The 22,023-nt window shown below is 64.4% G+C and carries 24 protein-coding genes; 3 read left to right on the top strand and 21 right to left on the bottom strand.

The features are described from left to right. Nucleotides 1-5: 5 nt before the first annotated feature. The 17 genes from recO to ASE30_RS28535 all read right to left on the bottom strand — a co-directional run bounded on the left by recO (nt 6) and on the right by ASE30_RS28535 (nt 16,131). Entirely contained in the window at nt 6-593 is a 588-nt protein-coding gene (gene recO / locus ASE30_RS13380) for a DNA repair protein RecO (RefSeq protein ID WP_057284790.1), read from the bottom strand. Next, a complete protein-coding gene (gene era / locus ASE30_RS13375; protein WP_057284789.1) occupies nt 586-1,476 on the bottom strand; it encodes a GTPase Era in 891 nt (296 codons plus the stop codon). Before era ends, recO begins: the two co-directional genes overlap by 8 nt. Next, a complete protein-coding gene (rnc, locus tag ASE30_RS13370; RefSeq protein ID WP_057284788.1) occupies nt 1,473-2,234 on the bottom strand; it encodes a ribonuclease III in 762 nt (253 codons plus the stop codon). The genes era and rnc overlap by 4 nt, the downstream gene beginning before the upstream one ends. A gap of 2 nt (nt 2,235-2,236) precedes the next feature. Beyond that, a complete protein-coding gene (lepB, locus tag ASE30_RS13365) occupies nt 2,237-3,121 on the bottom strand; it encodes a signal peptidase I (protein ID WP_057284787.1) in 885 nt (294 codons plus the stop codon). Nucleotides 3,122-3,145: 24 nt separating this feature from the next. Beyond that, nucleotides 3,146-4,939, bottom strand: coding sequence for a translation elongation factor 4 (gene lepA, locus ASE30_RS13360; RefSeq protein WP_057284786.1), 1,794 nt, complete (start codon nt 4,937-4,939; stop codon nt 3,146-3,148). A 227-nt stretch (nt 4,940-5,166) separates the two neighbouring features. Continuing rightward, complete coding sequence (locus ASE30_RS13355) at nt 5,167-6,651, bottom strand: DegQ family serine endoprotease (protein ID WP_057284785.1); 1,485 nt, start codon at nt 6,649-6,651, stop codon at nt 5,167-5,169. Between the two features lie 38 nt (nt 6,652-6,689). Beyond that, nucleotides 6,690-7,778, bottom strand: a complete 1,089-nt coding sequence (locus tag ASE30_RS13350) for a MucB/RseB C-terminal domain-containing protein (protein ID WP_057284784.1) — start codon at nt 7,776-7,778, stop codon at nt 6,690-6,692. Next, on the bottom strand, nt 7,778-8,284 hold the full coding sequence (locus ASE30_RS13345) for a sigma-E factor negative regulatory protein (protein ID WP_057284783.1): 507 nt from the start codon (nt 8,282-8,284) through the stop codon (nt 7,778-7,780). The genes ASE30_RS13350 and ASE30_RS13345 overlap by 1 nt, the downstream gene beginning before the upstream one ends. 12 nt (nt 8,285-8,296) lie before the next feature. Continuing rightward, nucleotides 8,297-8,896 carry an RNA polymerase sigma factor RpoE gene (gene rpoE, locus ASE30_RS13340; protein WP_057284782.1) on the bottom strand — a complete coding sequence of 200 codons (600 nt, stop codon included), beginning with the start codon at nt 8,894-8,896 and terminating at the stop codon, nt 8,297-8,299. A 492-nt stretch (nt 8,897-9,388) separates the two neighbouring features. Then, entirely contained in the window at nt 9,389-10,618 is a 1,230-nt protein-coding gene (gene fabF, locus ASE30_RS13330; protein WP_057284780.1) for a beta-ketoacyl-ACP synthase II, read from the bottom strand. Between the two features lie 187 nt (nt 10,619-10,805). Further along, nucleotides 10,806-11,045 carry an acyl carrier protein gene (acpP, locus tag ASE30_RS13325; RefSeq protein ID WP_003813816.1) on the bottom strand — a complete coding sequence of 80 codons (240 nt, stop codon included), beginning with the start codon at nt 11,043-11,045 and terminating at the stop codon, nt 10,806-10,808. A 212-nt stretch (nt 11,046-11,257) separates the two neighbouring features. Then, nucleotides 11,258-12,010: a 3-oxoacyl-ACP reductase FabG gene (gene fabG, locus ASE30_RS13320; protein WP_057284779.1), complete on the bottom strand. Its 753-nt coding sequence runs from the start codon at nt 12,008-12,010 to the stop codon at nt 11,258-11,260. 4 nt (nt 12,011-12,014) lie between these two features. Beyond that, nucleotides 12,015-12,950, bottom strand: a complete 936-nt coding sequence (fabD, locus tag ASE30_RS13315; protein ID WP_057284778.1) for an ACP S-malonyltransferase — start codon at nt 12,948-12,950, stop codon at nt 12,015-12,017. 95 nt (nt 12,951-13,045) lie between these two features. Continuing rightward, complete coding sequence (locus ASE30_RS13310) at nt 13,046-14,032, bottom strand: beta-ketoacyl-ACP synthase III (protein WP_057284777.1); 987 nt, start codon at nt 14,030-14,032, stop codon at nt 13,046-13,048. Beyond that, nucleotides 14,032-15,099, bottom strand: a complete 1,068-nt coding sequence (gene plsX, locus ASE30_RS13305) for a phosphate acyltransferase PlsX (protein WP_057284776.1) — start codon at nt 15,097-15,099, stop codon at nt 14,032-14,034. Before plsX ends, ASE30_RS13310 begins: the two co-directional genes overlap by 1 nt. Nucleotides 15,100-15,158: 59 nt before the next feature. Continuing rightward, nucleotides 15,159-15,341 carry a 50S ribosomal protein L32 gene (gene rpmF / locus ASE30_RS13300; RefSeq protein ID WP_006218037.1) on the bottom strand — a complete coding sequence of 61 codons (183 nt, stop codon included), beginning with the start codon at nt 15,339-15,341 and terminating at the stop codon, nt 15,159-15,161. 52 nt (nt 15,342-15,393) lie between these two features. Next, nucleotides 15,394-16,131: a DUF177 domain-containing protein gene (locus ASE30_RS28535; protein ID WP_082601572.1), complete on the bottom strand. Its 738-nt coding sequence runs from the start codon at nt 16,129-16,131 to the stop codon at nt 15,394-15,396. Nucleotides 16,132-16,203: 72 nt separating this feature from the next. Here ASE30_RS28535 and ASE30_RS13290 point away from each other — a divergent pair, with 72 nt between their 5' ends. The 3 genes from ASE30_RS13290 to ASE30_RS13280 are packed head-to-tail and all read left to right on the top strand — an operon-like array spanning nt 16,204 to nt 18,301. Continuing rightward, on the top strand, nt 16,204-16,806 hold the full coding sequence (locus ASE30_RS13290; protein ID WP_057284774.1) for a Maf-like protein: 603 nt from the start codon (nt 16,204-16,206) through the stop codon (nt 16,804-16,806). Next, nucleotides 16,803-17,513, top strand: coding sequence for an SAM-dependent methyltransferase (locus ASE30_RS13285; RefSeq protein WP_057284773.1), 711 nt, complete (start codon nt 16,803-16,805; stop codon nt 17,511-17,513). Before ASE30_RS13290 ends, ASE30_RS13285 begins: the two co-directional genes overlap by 4 nt. A 2-nt stretch (nt 17,514-17,515) precedes the next feature. Further along, on the top strand, nt 17,516-18,301 hold the full coding sequence (locus ASE30_RS13280; RefSeq protein ID WP_057284772.1) for an N-acetylmuramoyl-L-alanine amidase: 786 nt from the start codon (nt 17,516-17,518) through the stop codon (nt 18,299-18,301). A gap of 14 nt (nt 18,302-18,315) precedes the next feature. Here the strand turns inward: ASE30_RS13280 and msrQ are convergent, their stop codons facing one another. From msrQ to ASE30_RS13260, 4 genes are all read right to left on the bottom strand, one after another. Beyond that, nucleotides 18,316-18,966 carry a protein-methionine-sulfoxide reductase heme-binding subunit MsrQ gene (gene msrQ / locus ASE30_RS13275; RefSeq protein WP_057284771.1) on the bottom strand — a complete coding sequence of 217 codons (651 nt, stop codon included), beginning with the start codon at nt 18,964-18,966 and terminating at the stop codon, nt 18,316-18,318. Between the two features lie 7 nt (nt 18,967-18,973). Further along, the gene (msrP, locus tag ASE30_RS13270; protein ID WP_057284770.1) at nt 18,974-19,936 is read right to left on the bottom strand and encodes a protein-methionine-sulfoxide reductase catalytic subunit MsrP; all 963 of its coding nucleotides are present in this window, start codon (nt 19,934-19,936) and stop codon (nt 18,974-18,976) included. A gap of 180 nt (nt 19,937-20,116) precedes the next feature. Beyond that, a complete protein-coding gene (locus ASE30_RS13265; RefSeq protein WP_057284769.1) occupies nt 20,117-20,779 on the bottom strand; it encodes an HAD family hydrolase in 663 nt (220 codons plus the stop codon). Between the two features lies 1 nt (nt 20,780). After that, the gene (locus tag ASE30_RS13260) at nt 20,781-21,743 is read right to left on the bottom strand and encodes an RluA family pseudouridine synthase (protein WP_369819320.1); all 963 of its coding nucleotides are present in this window, start codon (nt 21,741-21,743) and stop codon (nt 20,781-20,783) included. Nucleotides 21,744-22,023 lie beyond the last annotated feature (280 nt).

Here is a 22,023-nt window from a genome sequence, read left to right as displayed (position 1 = left end):
GACGCTCAGATGCGTTGCAGGTCCAGCAGCACGCGCCGTGTCGACAGCGGGCGGCCGGCCAGGTTCTCGGCCAGGCGCGCGCGCAGATCGCTGCGCAGCGCGGGCTCGATCACCGGATCGTCGAAATCGGGGGGAGGTTCGTCCACGCCATATCCGGTCTCGCGCAGCAAGGTCCATTCGAAGCGCCGCAGCGCGCCCGCCGCGCGGGTGCCGCCCGACAATTGCTGCAAGGCCATGTCGTAGGCGTCGAACAGCAGCGGATGCGCGTCCTCTCGGGGCAACAGGCGCAGCAGCAGCTCGTTCATGTACCAGGCCGACATCAGCGCGGAGCCGGCCAGCGGACGTATGCCCGCGATCTCGGCGCGCGTCAGCGTCTTGACTTCGCCGTTGCCGGTCCATGACAGCAGCAAGGGCTGAAATGCGGACAGCACGGGGCGCAAAACGGAATAAGGGCGCTTGGCGCCCTTCGCGACCATGGCGACGCAGCCATGATCGCGCGAAAAAGTCTGAATGATCAGGGAGGTTTCACGCCACGCGGTGGCGTGCAACATGAATCCGGGACGATCCTGGACGCGAGGCGCCCTTCTACTCATATCCCAGATCGCGCAGCGCACCCTCGCGGTCGGACCAGCCCTTGCGCACCTTGATGTAGACCTCAAGGTGTACGGGCTTGTCCAGCAGCTTGGCAATGTCCTGCCGCGCCTCCGAGGCGATACGCTTCATGTGCATGCCGCCCGTGCCCAACAGGATGGGCTTGTGGCTGTCGCGCTCGACCACCACGCAAGCGTTGATGCTCGCGCCCTTGGCCGTTTCTTCCCATTGCTCGATGACGACGGTGCAGCCGTAAGGCAGTTCGTCGCCGACCAGGCGGAAGATCTTCTCGCGCACCAGTTCGGCGGCGATAAAGCGCATGGGGCGGTCGGTCAGCGTGTCTTCTTCGAACATCGCCTCGCCTTCCGGCAGGCGGGACGCGATCTCTTCCAGCAACTGGTCAAGCTGCTGGTTCTTGCTGGCGCTGACCGGCACCACGGCGCCAAACGGATGCAGCGCCATGATCTTGGAAACGAAGGCAAACAAGTCGTCGCGGTTCTTCAGGGCGTCGATTTTGGAGACGACCAGAATCGTGCGCTCCGGGTTGGGCAGCAGCGGCAGCAGCTTGGCGTCGCCCTCGGACCATTTGCCGGCTTCGACCACATGCACCACGACGTCCACATCGGCCAGGGCCTGGGTCACGACGCGGTTCATCATGCGGTTCATCGCGCCGCCATGCCGCGTCTGGAAGCCCGGCGTATCGACGAACACGAATTGCTCGTGTTCGCGGGTCAGCACCCCGTGGATGCGGTGGCGCGTGGTCTGCGCCTTGCGCGACACGATGGAAATCTTGGAGCCGATCAGGGCGTTAGTCAGCGTGGACTTGCCCACATTGGGACGGCCAACAATGGCAATAAAGCCGGTACGAAAAGGGGTATCGCTCATTTAGTCTCTTGAGCCACTGCCACGGGCAGCGACAATTGCGCGGTTTTGCGCGCCTTGCCCGACTTGCGGGCAGCCTTGGTTGCCGGGCTGATGGCCAACGCGGCCTCCAGCGCGAGCTTGGCCGCCGATTGCTCGGCGGCGCGGCGGCTGGCGCCGGGCGCCGTAACCTTGATCTCCAGCGCCGGGATGGCGCATTCGACCTCGAACTGCTGGCTGTGGGCCGCGCCATGCGTGGCCACCACCGTGTACAACGGCAGCGCCAGCTTGCGGCCCTGCAGGAACTCCTGCAGCAAGGTCTTGGCGTCCTTGCCCAGGGTCTTGGGGTCTACGGTGGCCAGTACCGGCTGGTACTGGCGCACGATCACGCGACGGGCGGCGTCAAACCCCGCATCCAGGAAGACGGCGCCGAAAATCGCTTCGACGGTGTCGGCCAGGATGGAAGGACGGCGGAAGCCGCCGCTCTTCAATTCGCCTTCGCCCAGGCGCAGGTACTGGGACAGTTCCAGCCGCTGGGCGATATCCGCCAGCGACGCCTGTTTGACCAGATTGGCCCGCAGGCGCGACAGATCGCCTTCGTCGATTTTGGTATAGCGCTCGAACAGCATCGCCGCCACGACGAAGTTCAGCACGGAATCCCCAAGGAATTCCAACCGCTCGTTATGGCGCGCGCCATGACTGCGATGCGTCAGTGCCTGTTCAAGCAAGGCTGCATCACCGAAGTGGTAATCCAGGCGGGTTTCTAGCGTGGCTAGCGACATAATCAGTTGAACCGGCCGATGCGGCTGAGATCGCTGAAGTTCATCCAGATGAAAAAGGCGCGGCCGACGATATTGGATTCAGGAACGAACCCCCAGTACCGGCTGTCAGCGCTGTTATCCCGATTATCGCCCATGGCGAAAAAATTCCCTTCCGGTACTTTGCAGCGTACCCCATTGCGGCTGTATTGGCAGTTTCCGCGGTTGGGAAATTGCCACATCGGCGAATAATCCTGCGGCTTGCCCTCATCCAGCAGGATCTTGTGCTCAACGTCGCCCAACTTCTCTTTATATTGGGCTATATACGAAACACGGTCCGGCTCGAAATAGTCGCCGTCGCGCACATGCGGCACCAATTCGCCATTCACGTACAGCTTTTTGTCCAGATAGGCGATTTCGTCGCCAGGCAGACCGACCACGCGCTTGATGTAATCGACGTCCGGATCGACGGGGTAGCGGAATACAAACACGTCGCCGCGCTGCGGCGTGCCGATGTCGACGATCTTCTTGTCGATCACCGGCAGGCGCAGGCCATAGCTGAACTTGTTCACCAGGATCAGGTCGCCCGATTGCAGCGTGGGCAACATGGAGCCCGACGGAATGCGGAACGGCTCCACCACGAACGAACGCAGCATGAACACGAACAGGATGACCGGAAAGAAGCTGACCGCATACTCGATCCACCACGGCACGCGCCGCGCGGCATCGCCGGCCTCGCGGCGCAGGCGCTCGGCTTCCTGGGCGTCGCCGACCAGGGCGGCGTCGTACTGCGCCATCGCCGCTTGAGCGCGGCGCTCACGCCCCTTGCGCAGCACCGCCAGATCAAGCACCCAGATAATGCCGGTCAGGACCAGCAGAACAAACAAGATCAGGGCAAAGTTCCAACTCATCAGCTAACCGCCTTCTTTTTGGTTCTATTTGTCTTCCACTTGCAGGATGGCCAGGAACGCCTCCTGCGGGATTTCCACGCTGCCCACCTGCTTCATGCGCTTCTTGCCGGCCTTCTGCTTTTCCAGCAGCTTCTTCTTGCGCGAGATGTCGCCGCCATAGCACTTGGCCAGCACGTTCTTGCGCAGCGCCTTCACGTTTTCGCGCGCGATGATTTCAGCGCCGATAGCCGCCTGGATGACGACGTCGAACATCTGGCGCGGTATCAAGCCGCGCATGCGCGTGACAACATCGCGGGCGCGGTGGCGCGCATTGCTGCGGTGGACGATCACCGCCAGCGCGTCGACCCGGTCGTTGTTGATCAGCAGGTCCACGCGCACGACATCGGCCGAACGGTACTCCAGAAACTCATAGTCCATCGACGCATAGCCGCGCGAGACCGACTTCAGCTTGTCGAAGAAGTCCAGCACGATCTCGGCCAGCGGGATCTCGTACACCAAGTGGACCTGGCGGCCGTGATAGCTCATGTTGACCTGGGAGCCGCGCTTGTTGTTGCACAGCGTCATGACCGGGCCGACGTAGTCTTGCGGCATGAACAGCGTGACCTTCACGATGGGTTCGCGAATGTCCTGGATCTTGCCCACTTCCGGCATGCGCGACGGGCTTTCCACGGTGATCACGGAGCCATCGCGCTGCTCGACCTCGTACACCACCGACGGCGCGGTAGTGATGATGTCCATGTCGAATTCCCGTTCCAGGCGTTCCTGCACGATTTCCATGTGCAAGAGGCCCAGGAAGCCGCAGCGAAAGCCGAAGCCCAGCGCCTGCGACACTTCCGGTTCGAACATCAGCGCCGCGTCGTTCAGCTTGAGCTTGTCGAGCGAGTCGCGAAGCTGATCGTATTCGGAGCTTTCCACCGGATACAGGCCGGCGAACACCTGCGGCTTGACTTCCTTGAAGCCCGGCAGCGCCGACGCGGCCGGCTTGTTGGCCAGCGTGACAGTATCGCCGACCTTGGCGTCTTCCAGTTGCTTGATGCCGGCGATGATGAAGCCGACCTCGCCCGCCGACAGGTGCGGGCGCTGCTGCGACTTCGGGGTGAACACACCGGTCTGCTCGCAAAGGTGGGTGGCGCCGGAGGCCATCAGCAGGATCTTGTCCTTGGGCTTGAGCACGCCATTGATGATGCGCACCAGCATGACCACGCCCACGTAGTTGTCGAACCACGAGTCGATGACCAGCGCCTGCAACGGCGCGTCGGGGTCGCCCTTGGGCGCCGGCACGCGGGCAACGATGGTCTCGAGGATCTCGTCGATGCCCATGCCGGTCTTGGCGCTGGCCAGCACCGCCTCCGACGCGTCGATGCCGATCACGTCTTCGACTTCCTGGCGCGCGCCCTCGGGGTCGGCCTGCGGCAGGTCCATCTTGTTCAGCACCGGCACGACTTCCACGCCCAGCTCGATGGCCGTGTAGCAGTTGGCGACAGTCTGGGCCTCGACGCCCTGCGAAGCGTCCACCACCAGCAGCGCGCCTTCGCACGCCGACAGGGAACGGCTGACTTCGTACGAGAAGTCCACGTGCCCCGGGGTGTCGATCAGGTTCAGGTTATAGGTCTTGCCGTCCTTCGCCTTGTAGTGCAGGGCGGCGGTCTGGGCCTTGATGGTGATGCCGCGCTCGCGCTCGATTTCCATGGAATCGAGAACCTGCGCCGACATTTCGCGATCCGCCAATCCGCCGCAGCGCTGGATCAGGCGATCGGCCAGGGTCGATTTACCATGATCGATGTGGGCAATGATGGAGAAGTTGCGAATATGCTGCATGCTTGAAATTATAAGGGACGGAACACTCGGCACACTGCCGGAAACACCGCCGCCGGAATACGCACGGCAGACGTGAGGGGCGCTGGGGCTGGAAAGCCCGGGCAAAAACGAGGGGGCGCCTGGCGCCCCCTCTTGCGGCAACCAGCCATTTTAGCTGGTCTTGGGCATTTTTTTTGCTGAAGGGCCGCCCCAAGGCAAAAAGCGCCCCTTCGGGGCGCCGTGACGCATCACTTCGATGCGGGCACCGCCACCCATTGCGTCTGGTCGCCACGGCGCACCAGCAAGCCCGCCGCGCGGCCCTTGTCGAGCTTGGCGACGAGTTCAGCGAACTGCTTGGCGCTGGTGACGTCGGTGTCGTTCAGGGCCAACACAATATCGCCTTCCTGCAGGCCCGCCTTCCCGGCGACGCCCTCGGCGACCTTCACCTGCACGCCACCCTTGATGCGCAACTTCTTCTGGACATCGGCAGGCACATCCACCACGCCCAGTCCCAGCGCGTTGGTAGGCTCGGGGGCCGGGGCCGCCTTCTTGCCGGCCGCAGCCGTCTTCTCGGCCGGGATCTCGCCCACCTTCACCGACAGCGTCATGCTCTTGCCCTTGCGCCAGACTTCCATGTCGGCGCGCGTGCCCGGCTTGGTTTCGCCCACGATACGCGGCAGATCGGACCAGCGCTTGATCGGTTCGTTGTTGAACTTCAGGATCACGTCGCCGGGCTGCACGCCCGCCTGTTCGGCCGGACCCTCGGCTTCCACGCTGCTGACCAGCGCGCCCTCGGCCCTGGGCAGGCCAATGGCCTCGGCCACATCCTTGCCCACTTCGCCGATCTGCACTCCGACGCGGCCCCGCGTGACCTTGCCCGTGGTGCGCAGTTGATCCACCACGCGCATGGCTTCGTCGATCGGGATGGCCAGCGAAATGCCCATGAAGCCGCCGCTGCGCGAAATGATCTGGGAATTGATGCCCACCACCTCGCCTTCCAGGTTGATCAGGGGACCGCCCGAGTTGCCCGGGTTGACCGCGACATCCGTCTGGATGAACGGCAGGTACTCGCCGGTGTCGCGGCCGATGGCGCTGACGATGCCGGAGGTCACGGTGGAGTCCAGGCCGAACGGCGAACCGATGGCCAGCACCCACTGCCCCTTCTTCAGTTTCTTGGGATCCCCGATCACCAGCGGGGTCATATCCTTGGCTTCGATCTTGATAAGCGCCACATCGGTGCGCTCGTCCGTGCCAATGACCTTGGCCTTGAATTCACGGCCGTCCGTCAAGGTGACGTAGATATCCGTGGCATCCACCACCACGTGGTTATTGGTCAGGATGTAGCCATCGGCCGAGATGAAAAACCCCGAACCGACGCCACGAGGCACCGTGCGCTCTTCCGGCTGGGAAGGCTGCGGGCGCTGACGCGGATTGGGGGACGGCTGGCCGCCGCCCGGAGGCTGAAATTCAGGGCCGAAGAACCAGCGGAACAGTTCGTACGGATCATTGCCGCCAGGGCCCACGCCGCCCCGCACCGGCACGGTGGCCGTGGTGCGGATATTGACGACCGCGGGGTCGGCCTTTTCAACGATGGTTGTGAAATCGGGCAGCCCGGCCGGAGGCGGTGTCTGCGCGACCGACGCGGGAACGTAGGCGGTGGACAACATCACGCCCGCCGCGACAACCGCCAGAAAGCGCCGGAAAAAAGCGTTCGACACCGTCATTGCTTTCATAAGTCACTCCGAGATTACTGCTTGCGGCGCGAAGCGGATCACTTGGATCCAGCCCCCGCCGGTGCTGCCGCCGCGGGTGCGGCGGGCACGTATTCTGTGGCTTCCGCAAGCTGTTCCAGCGTCGCCACGGGCACTTCGCCCACGGCCGTCAGCCAGAAGTCCGCGATGCGCGTGCTGTAGACATTGATCGAACCGCGCTGTGCCGCGCCGTGGGGCGGATGATGGTCGCGCTGGCTGTCGTAGGGCTCGATGAACACCGAGATGGCCGCCAGGCCATCGGTCAGCACCATCTGACTCACCGGAGAGCCGCGCGCCATGGAGCGCCCCACCTGCATGATGGGCGTGAATCCCTTGGGCGCCGGGATGCGCCATCCCTGAGCCGCCAGGTCCACCGGCTTCATGCTGGGCTCAAGCACCTTCCAGTCGCGCGTATTCCAACGCGACGACAGCGTTTGAGGGTCCACTTCCGAACCCAGGCGCAACGACGTAAAGGACACCTGTTCGACCACGCCGCGCGCGGCGTTCAAGGTCTGGGCCTTCAGCAGCAGGTTGGTTTCCACGTCCGCGCACAGCCGATAGCCGTAGCGCAGCTTGTCCAGCGGCTCGATCGTGATCAGCCGGCATTCCCGGCCGGCCACGCGGTGCAGCGCGGGCTCGGTGCGGATCTTGTAGTGTTCGGACAGGTTCGCCGGATCGCCCAGCAGCAAGCCGGGGAAGCGATCGCCGCGGCGGCGCTCCACCAGCACGGTCTTGCGTTCGGGAATCAGGCACTGCACATCGTCGTTGTGGCGCAGGTACTCGCGCGGCTGGCCGTCGAGGATCTCGAGGCGTTCGCGCTCACCCGTGCCGTCCATGACGTGCACCAGGCGCGAAGACTGGATCATCTCGCCTTGCTGATACATGAAGACGCCGGCGTAGTCCTGCTTGCGCGCCGCCTGCTGGATGCGCGTCAGCAGCTGGACGACATCATCGGTCTGGCTGGCCGGCGCATTACCGGCGGCTGCCGCGGGGTCGTGCGCGGCAAGAAACGCGGCCAGGAGCGTGGCGGCGAGCCAGCCGGCGCGGTGAGCCTGCCAAGTGACGCCACGTGCCAGCACCGGCCAACGTGACGGAAGCACAAGCGCCATCAACGTCCCGCTCCGCCATCAAACGACACCTGCCGCACCGCGCTGGGACCCGCCATCTGGCGATGGGCCTCGAGGTAGTCGCGCAAGCCCGAATCGTCGGCGCCCGAACCCGGGTTGCTGGCATCGGCCAGTACCCGCACTTCCGTGGCCGGTCCGCCCGTCAGGTACGGCTGCGCCACCCAGGCGACCGTCGCGACCGCCGCCGCCACGGCCAGGCCGGACAGGCCGACGCGCAAAGGCGAGCGGCGCCGGGGCGCCGCTACGATGGGCAATTCCGCGTCCAGCGCCCGTGCGAGGCGGGCCTGGAACGCCGCGCTGGGCGTCAGCGCCAAGTCGGAATTGCGCAGGGAATCACCGATCAGATGATAGGTGTCCCAGGTCTGACGTCCCTCTTTGGACAACAGACTGGAAAGAACATCGTCGGAATCCTCTCCGTCCATCCAGGCGGAAACCGATTCCTCCCAGGAGGACTCGGTGATCACAACGGACTTGGCTGCTGTTTGCATGACTGCCACTCCTTACCAGCGACGCTCGACATCGGTGTCAAGCAATGGACGCAACTTGGTGGCGATGGCTTCGCGCGCACGAAAAATGCGGGAGCGCACCGTACCGATCGGGCAATCCATGCTTTGGGCGATGTCTTCGTAGCTCATACCTTCGATTTCACGCAGGACAATTGCGGTGCGCAACTCTTCGGGCAACTCCTCGATCGCGGCGTTCACCGTTTCGGCGATTTCGCGGCTGGCAACCATGGATTCCGGCGTGCTTATATCGGTTAGGTTGTCGGTTTCGTTAAAAGTTTCACCGTCTTCCGTTTCTATCGCATTCGGCGCGCTGGGACGCCGGCCCTGCGATGCAAGCCAGTTTCGGGCCGTATTGATGGCGATACGATACAACCAGGTGTAGAAAGCGCTGTCGCCGCGGAACTGCGGCAAGGCCCGGTAGGCCTTGATGAACGCCTCCTGGGCCACGTCCTCGATTTCCGAGGGGTCGCGGATCATCCGGGCCAGCAGGCGGAGAATCTTGCGCTGGTACTTGAGCACCAGCAGATCAAATGCTTTTTTGTCGCCCCGCTGCACGCGCGCGACAAGCTCCGCGTCGACTTCGCGCTCGCTCATGACGTCTCCCGCGGGCGGACCGCCGGACGGGGACGCCGCGCGGTACCCGCCAGCAGGCGCAGGCGCCGCCAGGACTCGGGTCGCAACGTCTGCCGCCAGACGGTAAGAGTGATTTTGCTAGAGGTGAAGGCCGTACTCCCGGTGGGCAAAGGCTGCAAAGTGAGCGTCAGCCAGGCAAAGCCGCGCTGCTGATCCAGCAGCACCGCATCTTGCCAGCCCTGGGGCCGGCGCATCTGCCAGCGGCCAGCCCCGGCCGCCGTACGCAATGCCGTTACCGGGGACAGGGTGCTCCGTGCCGAGTGTAACAGCCCAGCCAGCACAAGCAGGCATGCAAGCGTCGCGATGCCCGCCCAGGCGTGACCGTACCAGGACGCCGCGGTCAAGGCGCTGGCCCCTGCCGCGGCATACGCCAGCCCGAAGAGCGCGATTGCGCCCCTGGGCTGCGCGACAGGCACGCGAAACGACCAACGCCCCGGGACCGGACCTTCCAAATCAGACCCGGCGAACGGCCATGGAGCCGTTGGTGCCGCCGAAGCCGAACGAGTTGGAAAGGCCGACGTCGATCTTCATCTGCCGCGCCTCGTTGGCGCAGTAATCCAGATCGCATTCAGGATCCTGATTGAAGATGTTGATCGTGGGAGGCGAAACCTGGTTGTACACGGCCATGGTCGTGAACACGGCTTCGATGCCGCCGGCGGCGCCCAGCAAGTGGCCGGTCATCGACTTGGTCGAATTGACCACCAGCTTCTTGGCGTGCTCGCCGAACGCCAGCTTCAGGGCGTCGGTTTCGTTCTTGTCGCCCAAGGGCGTCGACGTGCCGTGCGCGTTGACATACTGGATGTCGTCCGCATTCAGGCCGCCGTTGCGCAGGGCGTTCAAGACGCCGCGGCGCGGGCCGTCCTTGTCGGGGGCCGTGATGTGGTGCGCGTCGGAACTCATGCCGTAGCCTGCGAGTTCGCCGTAGATGCGCGCGCCGCGCTTCTTGGCGTGCTCGTACTCTTCCAGCACCAGAACACCGGCGCCCTCGCCCAGCACGAAGCCGTCGCGGTCGCGGTCCCAGGGACGCGAAGCCGTTTCAGGATCATCGTTGCGGGTGGACAATGCGCGCATTGCGGCAAACCCGCCAATGCCCAGCGGCGACACGGTGGATTCGGCACCGCCAGCCACCATGACGTCGGCATCGCCGTATTCGATCAGGCGCGCGGCATCGCCGATGCAATGCAGGCCGGTGGTGCAGGCCGACACGACGGCGTAGCTCGGGCCTTTCATGCCATAGGTGATCGACAGATGGCCGGAGATCAGGTTGATCAGCGAACCCGGGACGAAGAACGGAGAAATCCGGCGCGGCCCCTTGGCCAGATATTCGACCTGGGTTTCTTCAATGCGCGGCAGACCGCCGATGCCGGAGCCCACGATCACGCCGATGCGTTCTGCATTGGCTTCGGTGACTTCCAGACCGCAATCGCGCCAAGCCTGCATTCCGGCAGCCAGGCCGTAATGGATGAACGTATCCATCTGGCGGGCTTCCTTGGCCGAAACATAGGTACTGATGTCGAAGTCTTTGACTTCGCCAGCAATGTGGGTGGTGATAGCCGAGGGATCGAAACGGGTGATGCGGCTGATGCCAGAACGTCCGTTGACGATATTGTCCCAAGCGGTGGTCAGATCGTTCCCTACGGGGGAAATGATACCCAGGCCGGTGATGACGACACGTCGCTTCACGGATGACTCCTCAAACAGACAAAAGAAAGGCGGTTTTCGGGATGCGCTGCACGTGTGGACCACGCGAAAGCGGGTCGGGTTCAACCACACCCTTCCCGCACGTGGACCACACGGCAAATTCCTGAAACCGCCCCGATTCCCGGTTGGCCGAGGTCATCTCGGGCAACCAGAACGATATAGGCTGAGCTTACTGCTTACCGTGCGAATTGATGTAGTCAATCGCTTGTTGCACGGTCGTGATCTTTTCGGCCTCTTCGTCGGGGATCTCGGTCTCGAATTCGTCTTCGAGGGCCATGACCAGTTCGACCATGTCGAGCGAATCGGCACCGAGGTCGTCAAGGAAGGAGGATTCGTTCTTGATCTCGGCTTCGTTCACGCCAAGTTGTTCAGCGACGATCTTCTTGACGCGCTGTTCGATGCTTTCCATGCAGATCTCCAAATGGGAAAAATCCCGCGAATTATAGCCAAGCGCGGAGTGATGCAACGCCTGACCGTGACAAAAATAACACCGAGCACCAGTTCTGTCGCCAAGAGTGACGCAGGAATACCCGTGACCGGCGTTTCCGGTGAATCGCGCGCTGCTCCGCCGGTTTCCCGGAGGTGGCGCGGCGGTCCAGGCCGCCACGCGCGATTCGTGATTTATTGCATGTACATCCCGCCGTTGACGTGCAGGGTGGTGCCGGTAATGTAACCCGCCTGCGGCCCGGACAAAAAGGCCACCGCATGGGCGATGTCCGTGGGCGAACCCAAACGGCCCAGCGGTATCTGCTGCAACAGCGCCGCGGTCTGGTTTTCACCCAGCGCGCGCGTCATATCCGTATCGATGAAGCCTGGAGCCACGCAGTTCACGGTGATGTTGCGGCTGCCCAGTTCACGCGCCAGTGCGCGCGACATGCCCGCCACGCCCGCCTTGGCGGCCGCGTAGTTGGCCTGCCCGGCGTTACCGCTGGAACCCACCACCGAGGTCACGTTGATGATCCGTCCCCAGCGGGCTTTCATCATGCTGCGCAAAACCGCGCGCGACAAGCGGAAAACCGAGGCCAGGTTCGTGTCGATGACCGCCGACCAATCGTCGTCTTTCATGCGCATCGCCAGCGTATCACGGGTGATGCCAGCGTTATTGACGAGGATATGCGGACCGCCGCCTTCCTTGCCCAGCGCATCGATCAGCGCGTCGCAGGCTTGGGCGTCGGTCACGTCAAGCACCACGCCTCGGCCGCCCAACGGAGCCAGCGCTTCGGTGATGGCGGCCGCGCCCGACTCGGAAGTGGCGGTGCCGACGACCGTCGCGCCGCGAGCGGCCAGTTCCTGGGCGATGGCGCGGCCGATGCCGCGCGTGGCGCCGGTGACCAGCGCGATCTTGCCCTGCAACTCGATCGAGGTGTTATCCATAGCTTTAATTTCCGTTGACGACGGCCAGCGCGGCCTCTAGCGAAGCGGGGTCGGTGATGGCCAGGCCGGTAAGTTCGGGGTCGATACGCTTGGTCAGGCCCGCCAGCACCTTGCCGGGACCGCACTCGATGATGTGGGTGACGCCTTGCGCCTTCATCGCGCGCAGGGTTTCGACCCAGCGCACAGGATGCCATGCCTGGCGCACCAGCGCATCCCGGATGGCACCGGGCTCGACAGGCGTGGCCACGTCGACGTTGTTGATGACTTGAATCTGCGGCGCCGACACGCTCACCCCGGCCAGCGCCGCGGCCAGCACATCGGCGGCGGGTTTGAGCAGGCTGGAATGGAACGGCGCGGACACCGGCAGCAGCAATGCGCGCTTGGCGCCCGCCGCCTTGGCCAGTTCGCACGCGCGCTCGACGGCGGCCTTGTGCCCCGCGATCACGACTTGCGCGGGCGCATTGAAATTCACGGCTTCGACGACTTCGCCGTGGGCGGCGGCGGCGCACGCGGCACGCACGGCGTCATCGTCCAGCCCAAGAATGGCGGCCATGGCGCCGGTGCCGACCGGCACGGCGGCCTGCATGGCGTCGGCGCGCACGCGCACCAGGCGCACGGCGTCGTCAAGCGTCAGCGATCCGGCGGCCGTCAGCGCGGCGTATTCGCCCAGGCTGTGGCCGGCCACGACGTCGGGCTTGCGGCCCCCGGCGGCGCACCAGGCCGCGTAGCACGCAACGCCGGCCGTCAGCATGGCGGGCTGGGTATTGGTGGTCAGGTTGAGCTGCTCAACGGGCCCCTGCGCGATCAGCGCGCCCAGGTCCTGCCCAAGGGCCTGCGAAGCCTGCGCCACGGTGTCGGCGACGGCCGCGACGCCCGACCAGGCATCCAGCATGCCGATAGCTTGCGAACCTTGGCCGGGAAAGACAAAAGCGATTTTCATGATTGAGCGTTTGGATTGATTCAGTGTCTGTGGGAGATGCCGGGCGCGCTCTCTTGGCGGGTGCGGCATGCAAGCCGCACCGCCCGGGCGCACCCTTACATGCGGGCCAGTACCGAGCCCCAGGTGAATCCGCCGCCCACGCCTTGCATCAGGATGAGCTGGCCCGGCTTGACGCGGCCATCGCGGCGCGCGGCATCCAGTGCCAGCGGTACGCTGGCCGCCGACGTATTGGCGTGGCTGTCGACGGTGATGACGACCTTCTCGACCGGCACGCTGAGCTTGCGGGCCAGGAAATTCAGGATGCGCACGTTGGCCTGATGCGGAATCAGCCAATCGACGTCGCCGATCTCGATACCGGCTTCGGCGCAGGTGTCGCGCGCGGAGCGGTCCAGCACGGTGACGGCCTGCTTGAAGACGGCTTGGCCATCCATGCGCAGGAAAGGGTCGCCCGTCACGTCGCCATAGGCCACGTTGCCCGCGGCGCTCAGGATCTTCATCTGGCTGCCGTCGGCATGCAGCTGCGCGGCCAGGATGCCGGGCTGGTCGGAGGCCTTCAGCACCACGGCGCCGGCGCCGTCGCCGAACAGCACGCAGGTACTGCGGTCATTCCAGTCCAGGATGCGCGAAAACACCTCGGCGCCGATAACCAGCGCGCAACGTGCGCGGCCCGCGCGGATGAAGCTGTCGGCGGTGGTCAGCGCGTACACGAAGCCGCTGCACACGGCCTGCACATCGAAAGCCGCCGAACCCTTGGCGCCCAGATTGGCCTGCACCAGGCAAGCCGTGCTGGGAAACACAAAGTCAGGGGTGGACGTGGCCACCACGATGAGGTCGACTTCGGAAGCGTCTACGCCGGCATCGGCCAGCGCGCGGCGCGAGGCCTCGGTGGCCAGCTGGCTGGTGGTGACGCCACGCTCGGCCAGACGGCGCTGCCGGATGCCCGTGCGTTCGACAATCCACTCATCCGAGGTGGCGATGTCGCGCGTCGCCAACTCCGCTGCCAGCTCGTCATTCGAAACCACGCGTTCCGGCAGGAAGCTGCCGGTGCCCGCGATCACGGAATATTTCATTGCGGTATCCATCAAGCGGTGTCCCCAGCCACGTTTGGCGACGGCGCCGAAGGGCCCTCGCCTGATTGAACGCGCTTGGTAATTTGAGCGACCGTCTGAGCGGTGCGCTCCAGCAGTTTACTCACTACGGCTTCGCGGGCTCGTTGCAACGCAAAACCGAAGGCGTAAACGTCCGCGGAACCATGGCTCTTGATGACCACGCCGCGCAGGCCCAGCAACGCGGCGCCGTTATAGCGCCGGTTGTCGACACGATGGCGCAGGCGGTTCAGCACCGGCTTGGCCACCGCGCCGGCGAGCAGCGTGATCAGATTGCGTTTGAACTCTTCGCGAATGACGCTGGACAGCATCTTCGCCAATCCCTCGACGGACTTGAGCACGACGTTTCCGACGAAACCGTCGCAGACGACGACATCGACCGTGCCCTTGAAAATGTCATTGCCTTCCACGTTGCCGTAGAAATTCAACGGGCTGCCGCGCAGAAGCTCGGCGGCTTCCTTGACGACTTCATTGCCCTTGATGACTTCTTCGCCGATGTTCAGCAAACCCACGGTGGGGTTTTCGCGATGGTCCACCGCCTGCGACAGCGCGGCGCCCATGATGGCGAACTGCAGCAGATGCTCGGCCGAGCAGTCCACATTCGCGCCAAGGTCCAGCACCGTGGTGGCGCGGCCCGTCTGGTTCGGAATGGACGTGGCGATCGCGGGCCGGTCAATGCCGTCCAGCGTCTTGAGCACATAGCGTGAAATGGCCATCCACGCGCCTGTATTGCCCGCGGAAACGCAGGCGTCGGCGCGCCCATCCTTGACGGACTGGGCGGCCAGGCGCATGGAGGAGTCTTTTTTGCGGCGCAGGGCGACCTCGACAGGGTCGTCCATGGTGACGACCTCGGAAGCCGCCACGATTTCCAGACGATCGCGCGCTACGTTACGGTGCTCGGAAAGCGCCGCTTCGATAGCGTCGGGAAGCCCGACCAGCAATAGCCGGGTGTCCGGAAATTGCCGGGCGAACTCGATCGCAGCCGGAATCGTGACGGGCAGACCAAAGTCTCCGCCCATACAGTCTATGGCGATGCGTATCACGGGTGCCAGGTATCAGCGCTCAGCCGAATTGGTCCGAGTACGAGTTCGGCCCGGGGGCCTTATTCGTCGGCCTTGGTCTTCAGGACCTTACGGCCGCGATAGAAGCCGTTGGGGCTGATGTGGTGGCGCAGGTGCGTTTCACCGGTATTGGGCTCGATGGCGGTCGACGGAGCAACCAGAAAATCGTGCGAGCGGTGCATACCGCGCTTGGAGGGGGACTTCTTGTTTTGTTGAACGGCCATGATGACTCCTAGAAACGGGGCGCATTGTACGCGATGCGGCCCGATGTTGATCTCAATCTTTGTGCTTCAGTTGTTCCAGCACCGCAAACGGCGACGGACGCTTGACAGCAGGTTCCTCTTGAGGAACGTCGCTGACTTTGGCCTGCGCGCCCAGGCATACATCATGCTTGGGCACATACGGAATGCTCAGAATGAGCTCATCTTCGATCTGGGCCAGCAGATCAAAATGATGCGATCCCACCACCTTTTCAGGCAGATGAGGCGCAGAATCCCTTCCTTCGCCTTCGTCGTCCTCGTCGTCCTGGTCATCACCGTCGCCTTGTTCGGCAGCGGAATAACCATCGTCGAGGTCGTCTTCAGATTTGACCAGTTGCAGCAGGACTTCACTATCCACCGGATATACAAACGGCGCATTGCACCGCTGGCATATGACCACTGGATTTGCCTGCACATGCAGATGCAAGAGCGGCTGACCCAGCAAGAAGCCGGTCTTGCCCTCTTCGCCCCGTACGGACCACGCCACAAGCCCAGCCTCGCCCTGCGGTTGATCGGGCAAGCCCTCAACCACCCGGACAAGCCGAGCCAAAGCGACGCTACCTTGCGCCTGCCTGCCCAAACGGGCAAAAGCGAAGGCGTCGATGCGTTTTACATCCGCAACCGCATTTTCGCTTGCAGCTCCGCTTGCAGCTCCGCTTGCAGCCCCGCTTGCAGCCCCATCCACGCCCTTCGCTGCACCTGCCGATCCGCCCGCGTCGCGGCTAGCGCCGCCAGGCAATCCCTTAGGTGTCATGTCGATGTTCCTGCAAAAATGCCGCAAAACGTTAGATAATACTGTGACTTACGTATCACCGTCAAATGCCGCATGCCCCTGAAGCCTAACCTGATCCTCGCGTCCAGCTCGCGTTACCGCAAAGAATTGTTGTCGCGCCTGCGCCTGCCCTTTACGGCGATTTCCCCCGATGTAGACGAAACGCCACAGCCCGGCGAAACGCCCGCTGCCCTGGCGCTACGCCTGTCCGTGGCGAAGGCCATGGCGGTGGCCGTCAGCCACCCCGGCAGCATCGTTATCGGATCGGACCAGGTCGCTACCGTGGACGGAGCCCCCATCGGCAAGCCAGGCGATTTCCCGCGCGCCCAGGCGCAATTGCGGGCCTTGTCGGGCCAGATCGTGGAGTTTCACAGCGCCCTGGCTGTCACGGACGGGCAACGGGTGGAAAAAGCAGACATCATCACGCGCTGCCGCTTTCGCCAATTGTCCGATCGCGCCATAGACGCTTATCTGCGCGCCGAAGAACCCTACGATACCGCAGGCAGCGCCAAGGCGGAAAGCCTGGGCATCGCCCTGATGGAGAGCATTCAGAGCGACGATCCCACGGCCATCATCGGCCTGCCCCTGATCGAGCTCACGCGCATGCTAGCGCGGTTCGGCCTGGATCCGTTGGACGCGCCAGGAGCCCCCGCATGAGCGGCATCCTGCACCTCATTCCAGTCGGCCTGGGCGACGCGCCGCCGGAGCGCTGGCTACCCGCCGAGGTTCGCGCCCTGGCAGGCAGGTTGGACACCTATATCGCCGAGAACGCCAAGACGGCCCGCGCCTTCCTGAAGCTCATCGGCACCACCCGGCCGCTGCAGGAAATCACGATCCACACCCTGACCGACAAGGCCGATGCGGCTCAGATCAAAACCTGGCTGGCGCCCGTTGCGCAAGGTGCGGAAATCGGACTGGTCTCAGAGGCGGGCTGCCCCGCGGTGGCGGACCCCGGCGCCAAGGTGGTGGCCGCCGCGCATCGCCTGGGCATCACCGTAACGCCCTGGGTCGGCCCCTCTTCGATTCTGCTGGGCCTCATGGCCAGCGGCCTGGACGGCCAGCGCTTCGCCTTCCACGGCTACGCGCCCGTGGATGCCGCCGAGCGCGCCAAGCAATTGCGCGCCTGGGAGCAGCATTCCGCAAAGCATAATCAGACCCAGCTCCTGATCGAAACGCCCTACCGCAACGCCGCCATGTTCGCCACGCTGCTGGCAAGCCTGAAGGCGGACACCAGGCTCTGCGTGGCCCGCTCGGTCACAACGGCCGAGGAATGGATCGCCACCCACACCGTGGCCGAATGGAAGCAGCTGCCGCCGCCCCAGCTCGACAAGCTGCCCACGCTGTTCCTTTACCTGGCCCGCTGACCATGTTCCGTCTTATTGCCTCGCTGCTGGCCACGGCGGTTTTGGCGGGCTGCGCCGCGCGCGGACCCGCCGGACTCGATCTGGACACTTCTGTCACGGCCGTGAGCCAAAGCAGCCGCGTACGCTCCGTCGTGCTGCACTACACCACCGTGGACGACGCCCGCTCGATGGAGCTGCTGTCCAAGGGCAAGGTGAGCGCCCACTACCTGGTGAACGACGACGGGCGGACCTATCGGCTGGTCGACGAGAACCGCGCGGCCTGGCACGCCGGCGCCAGCTCCTGGTACGGCAACATCGCCATGAACAGCACATCCATCGGCATCGAGGTCGTGAACGCCGGCTGGACCGAAGGCCCGGACGGCAAACCCCTTTGGCACGCCTACGACGACCGCCAACTGCGCGCGCTGACCATTCTGTTGGCGGACATCATCAAACGCCATGGGATCGCACCTGAAAATGTCGTGGGCCACAGCGACATCGCGCCACAGCGCAAGGTGGACCCGGGCCCGCTCTTTCCCTGGAAGGCGCTGGCCGTGGCGGGAATAGGCCGCTGGTACAACGAAGCGGGCGCCGCCGACCACCTGGCGCGCCTGCAGGCGCAAGGCACGCCCGACGTGGCCTGGTTCCAGAAACAGATGCAACGGCTGGGCTATGCGTGCCCGCAGGACGGCATTCTGGATCGCGCCACGATCAACACGCTGGCGGCATTTCAGATGCACTACCGGCCCTCGCTGCACGACGGCCAGCCGGACGCGGAAACCGCCGCCATCATGCTGGCAATGCTGTAGGGGCGCCGCTGGCGCTAGGAACGCCCCCGCCACCATGCCACCACGCGCCAGCCCAGCAGCAAGGCCAATACGGCGGCGTAGAGCGCGGGCTGCGTCAGATCGTTCTTGCCGGCTTTGTGCCACCAATAGTGCAGAATCGCCAGCAAACCGATGGCATAGATGGCGCGATGCAGGGTCTGCCAGCGCTTGCCCAGCCGCCGCATGGCCCATTGCGTCGAGGTTGCGGCCAGCGCCGTCATCAGCACGAAGGCCGAAAATCCGACCATGATGAAGGGGCGTTCGCCGATGTCTTGCAACATTGCCGCGGGATCGAAACCGCGATCCCACCACACCCAGGCCATGAAGTGCAGGGTGGCGTAGAAAAAGGCAAACAGCCCGCACATACGACGCACGCGCACCAGCGCCGGCTGCCCCGTCAGGCGGCGCAGGGGGGTGATGGCCAGGGTCACCAGCAGGCAAACCAGGGTCCAGGTGCCGGAAGATCGGGTCAGGAATTCGACGGGATTCGCCGTCAGCGCGTTGTTCATCCCCAACCAGATCCAACGCGCGAAGGGCGCCAGCCCCACCAGGAACAACAATGGCTTGAAGCGCCCGACCGTCCTGGCGGAAATCTGCGCCTTGCGCGGCGGCGCGGCTGAAGCCGCCTGCGGAGCACCTGGGGGCATGACCGTCTCAGTAATTCGCTTTCAGGTCCATGCCCTGATAGAGCGAAGCGACCTGATCGCCGTAGCCGTTGAACATCAGGGTCTTGCGCTTCGGGCTGAACAAGCCGTCTTCGCCGATCCGGCGCTCGGTGGCCTGGCTCCAGCGCGGGTGGGCCACATTGGGGTTCACGTTGGCATAGAAGCCGTATTCCTGCGGCGCCGCCTTGATCCAGGACGAGACCGGCAGCTTTTCCACCAGACGGATCTTTACCAGGGACTTGGCCGACTTGAACCCGTACTTCCAGGGCACGGCCAGCCGCAGCGGGGCGCCATTCTGGTTGGGCAGCACCCGGCCATAGACGCCAAACACCAGCATGGCCAGCGGATGCATGGCCTCGTCGATGCGCAGGCCTTCCACATAGGGCCATTCGAGAACCGCCGCGCGCACGCCCGGCATGTTTTCGCGCTGCACGGCGGTCACGAATTCCACATACTTGGCGTTGCCGGTGGGCTCCACCTGCTTGAGCAGCTCGGACAGCGAATAGCCCATCCAGGGAATGACCATGGACCAGCCCTCTACGCAGCGCAGCCGGTAAACGCGCTCTTCCATCGGCGCGAGCTTCAGCAATTCTTCGATGGTGAACGTGCGCGGCTTGCCGACCTCGCCCTCGACGCTGACCGTCCAGGGGCGCGTCTGCAACTTACCGGCATTGGCCGCCGGATCGCCCTTATCGACGCCGAACTCGTAGTAATTGTTGTACGACGTCACATCCGCCAGCGAGGTCGGCTTATCCATGACGCTGAGACCGGGATTGGCCTTGCCCGGAAGCGCGCCTGCATCCTGCGCGTAGGCGCCGCGAGCCGTCCAGCCTGTCAAACCGACGGCTGCGGCCGTCAGCCCGGCACGAAGCATCAGGTCGCGCCGCGAGCGCCACACGGCCTCGGAGGTGATCTCGGATGGAACGAAATGGTCGGGCTTGCGTATCAGCATCGTGGTCTCCGGTGGCGCCCGCGGGGAGCCATGAGCGCGCCCCGCGCCACCCATGGACGCTGGACGACCCAATAATATTCCGTGGAGGCCGCCAGCGGACGGGCACCCCTTTTCCGATAGACAGGTCAGCGCACCGGACGTTCCGCGGCAGCACCAACGGGAACGGGCGTACGCGAAGCGCTAGACCCCCGCGCCGATCCTCGGCAGCAGCCATTCGCGCACCAGCGGCACGCTGTCGAGCACTGCCTGGGGCGAGCAGCCTTGCAGCTCTTTCAAGGTGTGAGCGCCGTAGGTCACCCCCAGGCCATGCACCCCGGCGTTGCAGGCCATCTGCAGATCGTGCGAGGTATCGCCCACCATCACCACGCGGGCCGGATCCACGTCGAGCTCCTGCATCAGCTCGTGCAGCATCGCGGGATGCGGCTTGCTGAAGGTCTCGTCGGCCGTGCGGGTGGCGTCGAACAGGGGACCCAGACCCGTGGCCGCCAGCGCGCGGGTCAGGCCGACACGGCTCTTGCCCGTGGCGACGGCCAGCCGCACGTTCTGCCCGGCCAGCTCGGCCAGCAGTTCCTGGATGCCCTCGAACAGGCGCAATTCGGGATCTCGCAGCAGGTAGTGCGTGCGGTAGCGCTCAAGAAAGCGCGGCAGCATGGCCTGCGTCAGCTCAGGCACGGCCCGGCGCAGGGCACTTTCCAGGGACAGACCAATCACCCAGCTTGCGTCGGATGCCGACGGCACCTCGAGCTCCAGGTCACGGCAAGCGCCCTGAATGGCGGCCACGATGCTGTGCGTGGAATCCATCAGGGTGCCATCCCAGTCAAAGACGACCAGCGAATACGACATATCAGACCGACTCCAGTAATTTCAGTATGTTCCGGCAAGCTGGCGGCAGCTCGGCGGTAAGCGTCATGGTCTCGCCCGTCAGGGGATGGGCAAGGGTCAGGCGGTGGGCGTGCAGAAACATGCGGCCGAACCCTTGCCGCGCGAACTGCGCGCGCACCTCGTCGTGGCCGTACTTGTCGTCGCCCACGATGGGAAAGCCGCTGGCGGCCAGGTGGACCCGTATCTGGTGCGTACGCCCCGTGCGCAGCTCGGCGTCGACAAGGCTATAGCCGCCAAAACGCTGCTGCAGCGTCACGATGGTGTGCGCGGTCTGCCCCTCCGGATCCACCTTGACGCGGCGCTCGCCGGATTGGGTGGTCCATTTCGACAGCCCAAGCTTGATGTGCTGGCGGTCGTTGACCCAGTCGCCCTCGACCAGCGCCAGGTAGTGCTTGTCGCTCTTGCCTTCGCGCAACATGGCGTGCAGCGCGAGCAGCGCGCTGCGCTTCTTGGCCACCATGAGCAAACCCGACGTCTCGCGGTCCAGCCGGTGCACCAGTTCGAGGAACTTGGCATCGGGCCGGGCGGCGCGCAATTGCTCGATCACGCCGAACGACACGCCGCTGCCGCCGTGGACCGCCACGCCGGCGGGCTTATCCACGACCAGCATGGCGTCGTCTTCGAACACAACCGGGAATTCCGCGCCCGGGACCGGCCGGGGCTTGCCCGGATCGGGCAGGCGCAACGGCGGGATACGGACCAGATCGCCCTCCACCACGCGGTAGTCGACGGCAATACGTCCCTTGTTTACCCGCACTTCACCGCCGCGGATGGCCTTGTAGATATGCGTTTTAGGGACGCCCTTGCACAGCCGCATCAGGAAGTTGTCGAGGCGCTGGCCGGCGTGCTCGGCGCCGACCTCCACCATTCGGACGGCGGGGGCGGCTTTAGAGGAGGATACGGGGGAGGAAGTTTCTTTGCGCATTGCGGAAAGCGACATATAATCGGGACAGCCTTAAGGGGCTGAATAGCCGCCTGGCGTAGAGATGCAACTTACACGCAACTCCGTCGAGCGCGCGGGCCGCCATTGTACTGCCTGCTCATTCAACCCCTGGGTCTCTTGGTCGCCGGCGCAACCGCGCCCTGCCGGATAGTGGTGTGGCATTCACTTTGCCCGCTGTCCCAGCAGGTCCGTTGCATGCCGCAAGCGGCTCTGAAGCACTGCAAGAATCGTCGCATATTTAAAGCACCAGCTGCGTGTAGGC

Origin of the sequence: Achromobacter sp. Root83 (genome assembly GCF_001428845.1) — a bacterium.
Taxonomy (GTDB): domain Bacteria; phylum Pseudomonadota; class Gammaproteobacteria; order Burkholderiales; family Burkholderiaceae_B; genus Achromobacter.
The sequence above is the reverse complement of the archived record's forward strand: the minus strand, read 5'-3'. Positions and strand labels throughout refer to the sequence as shown.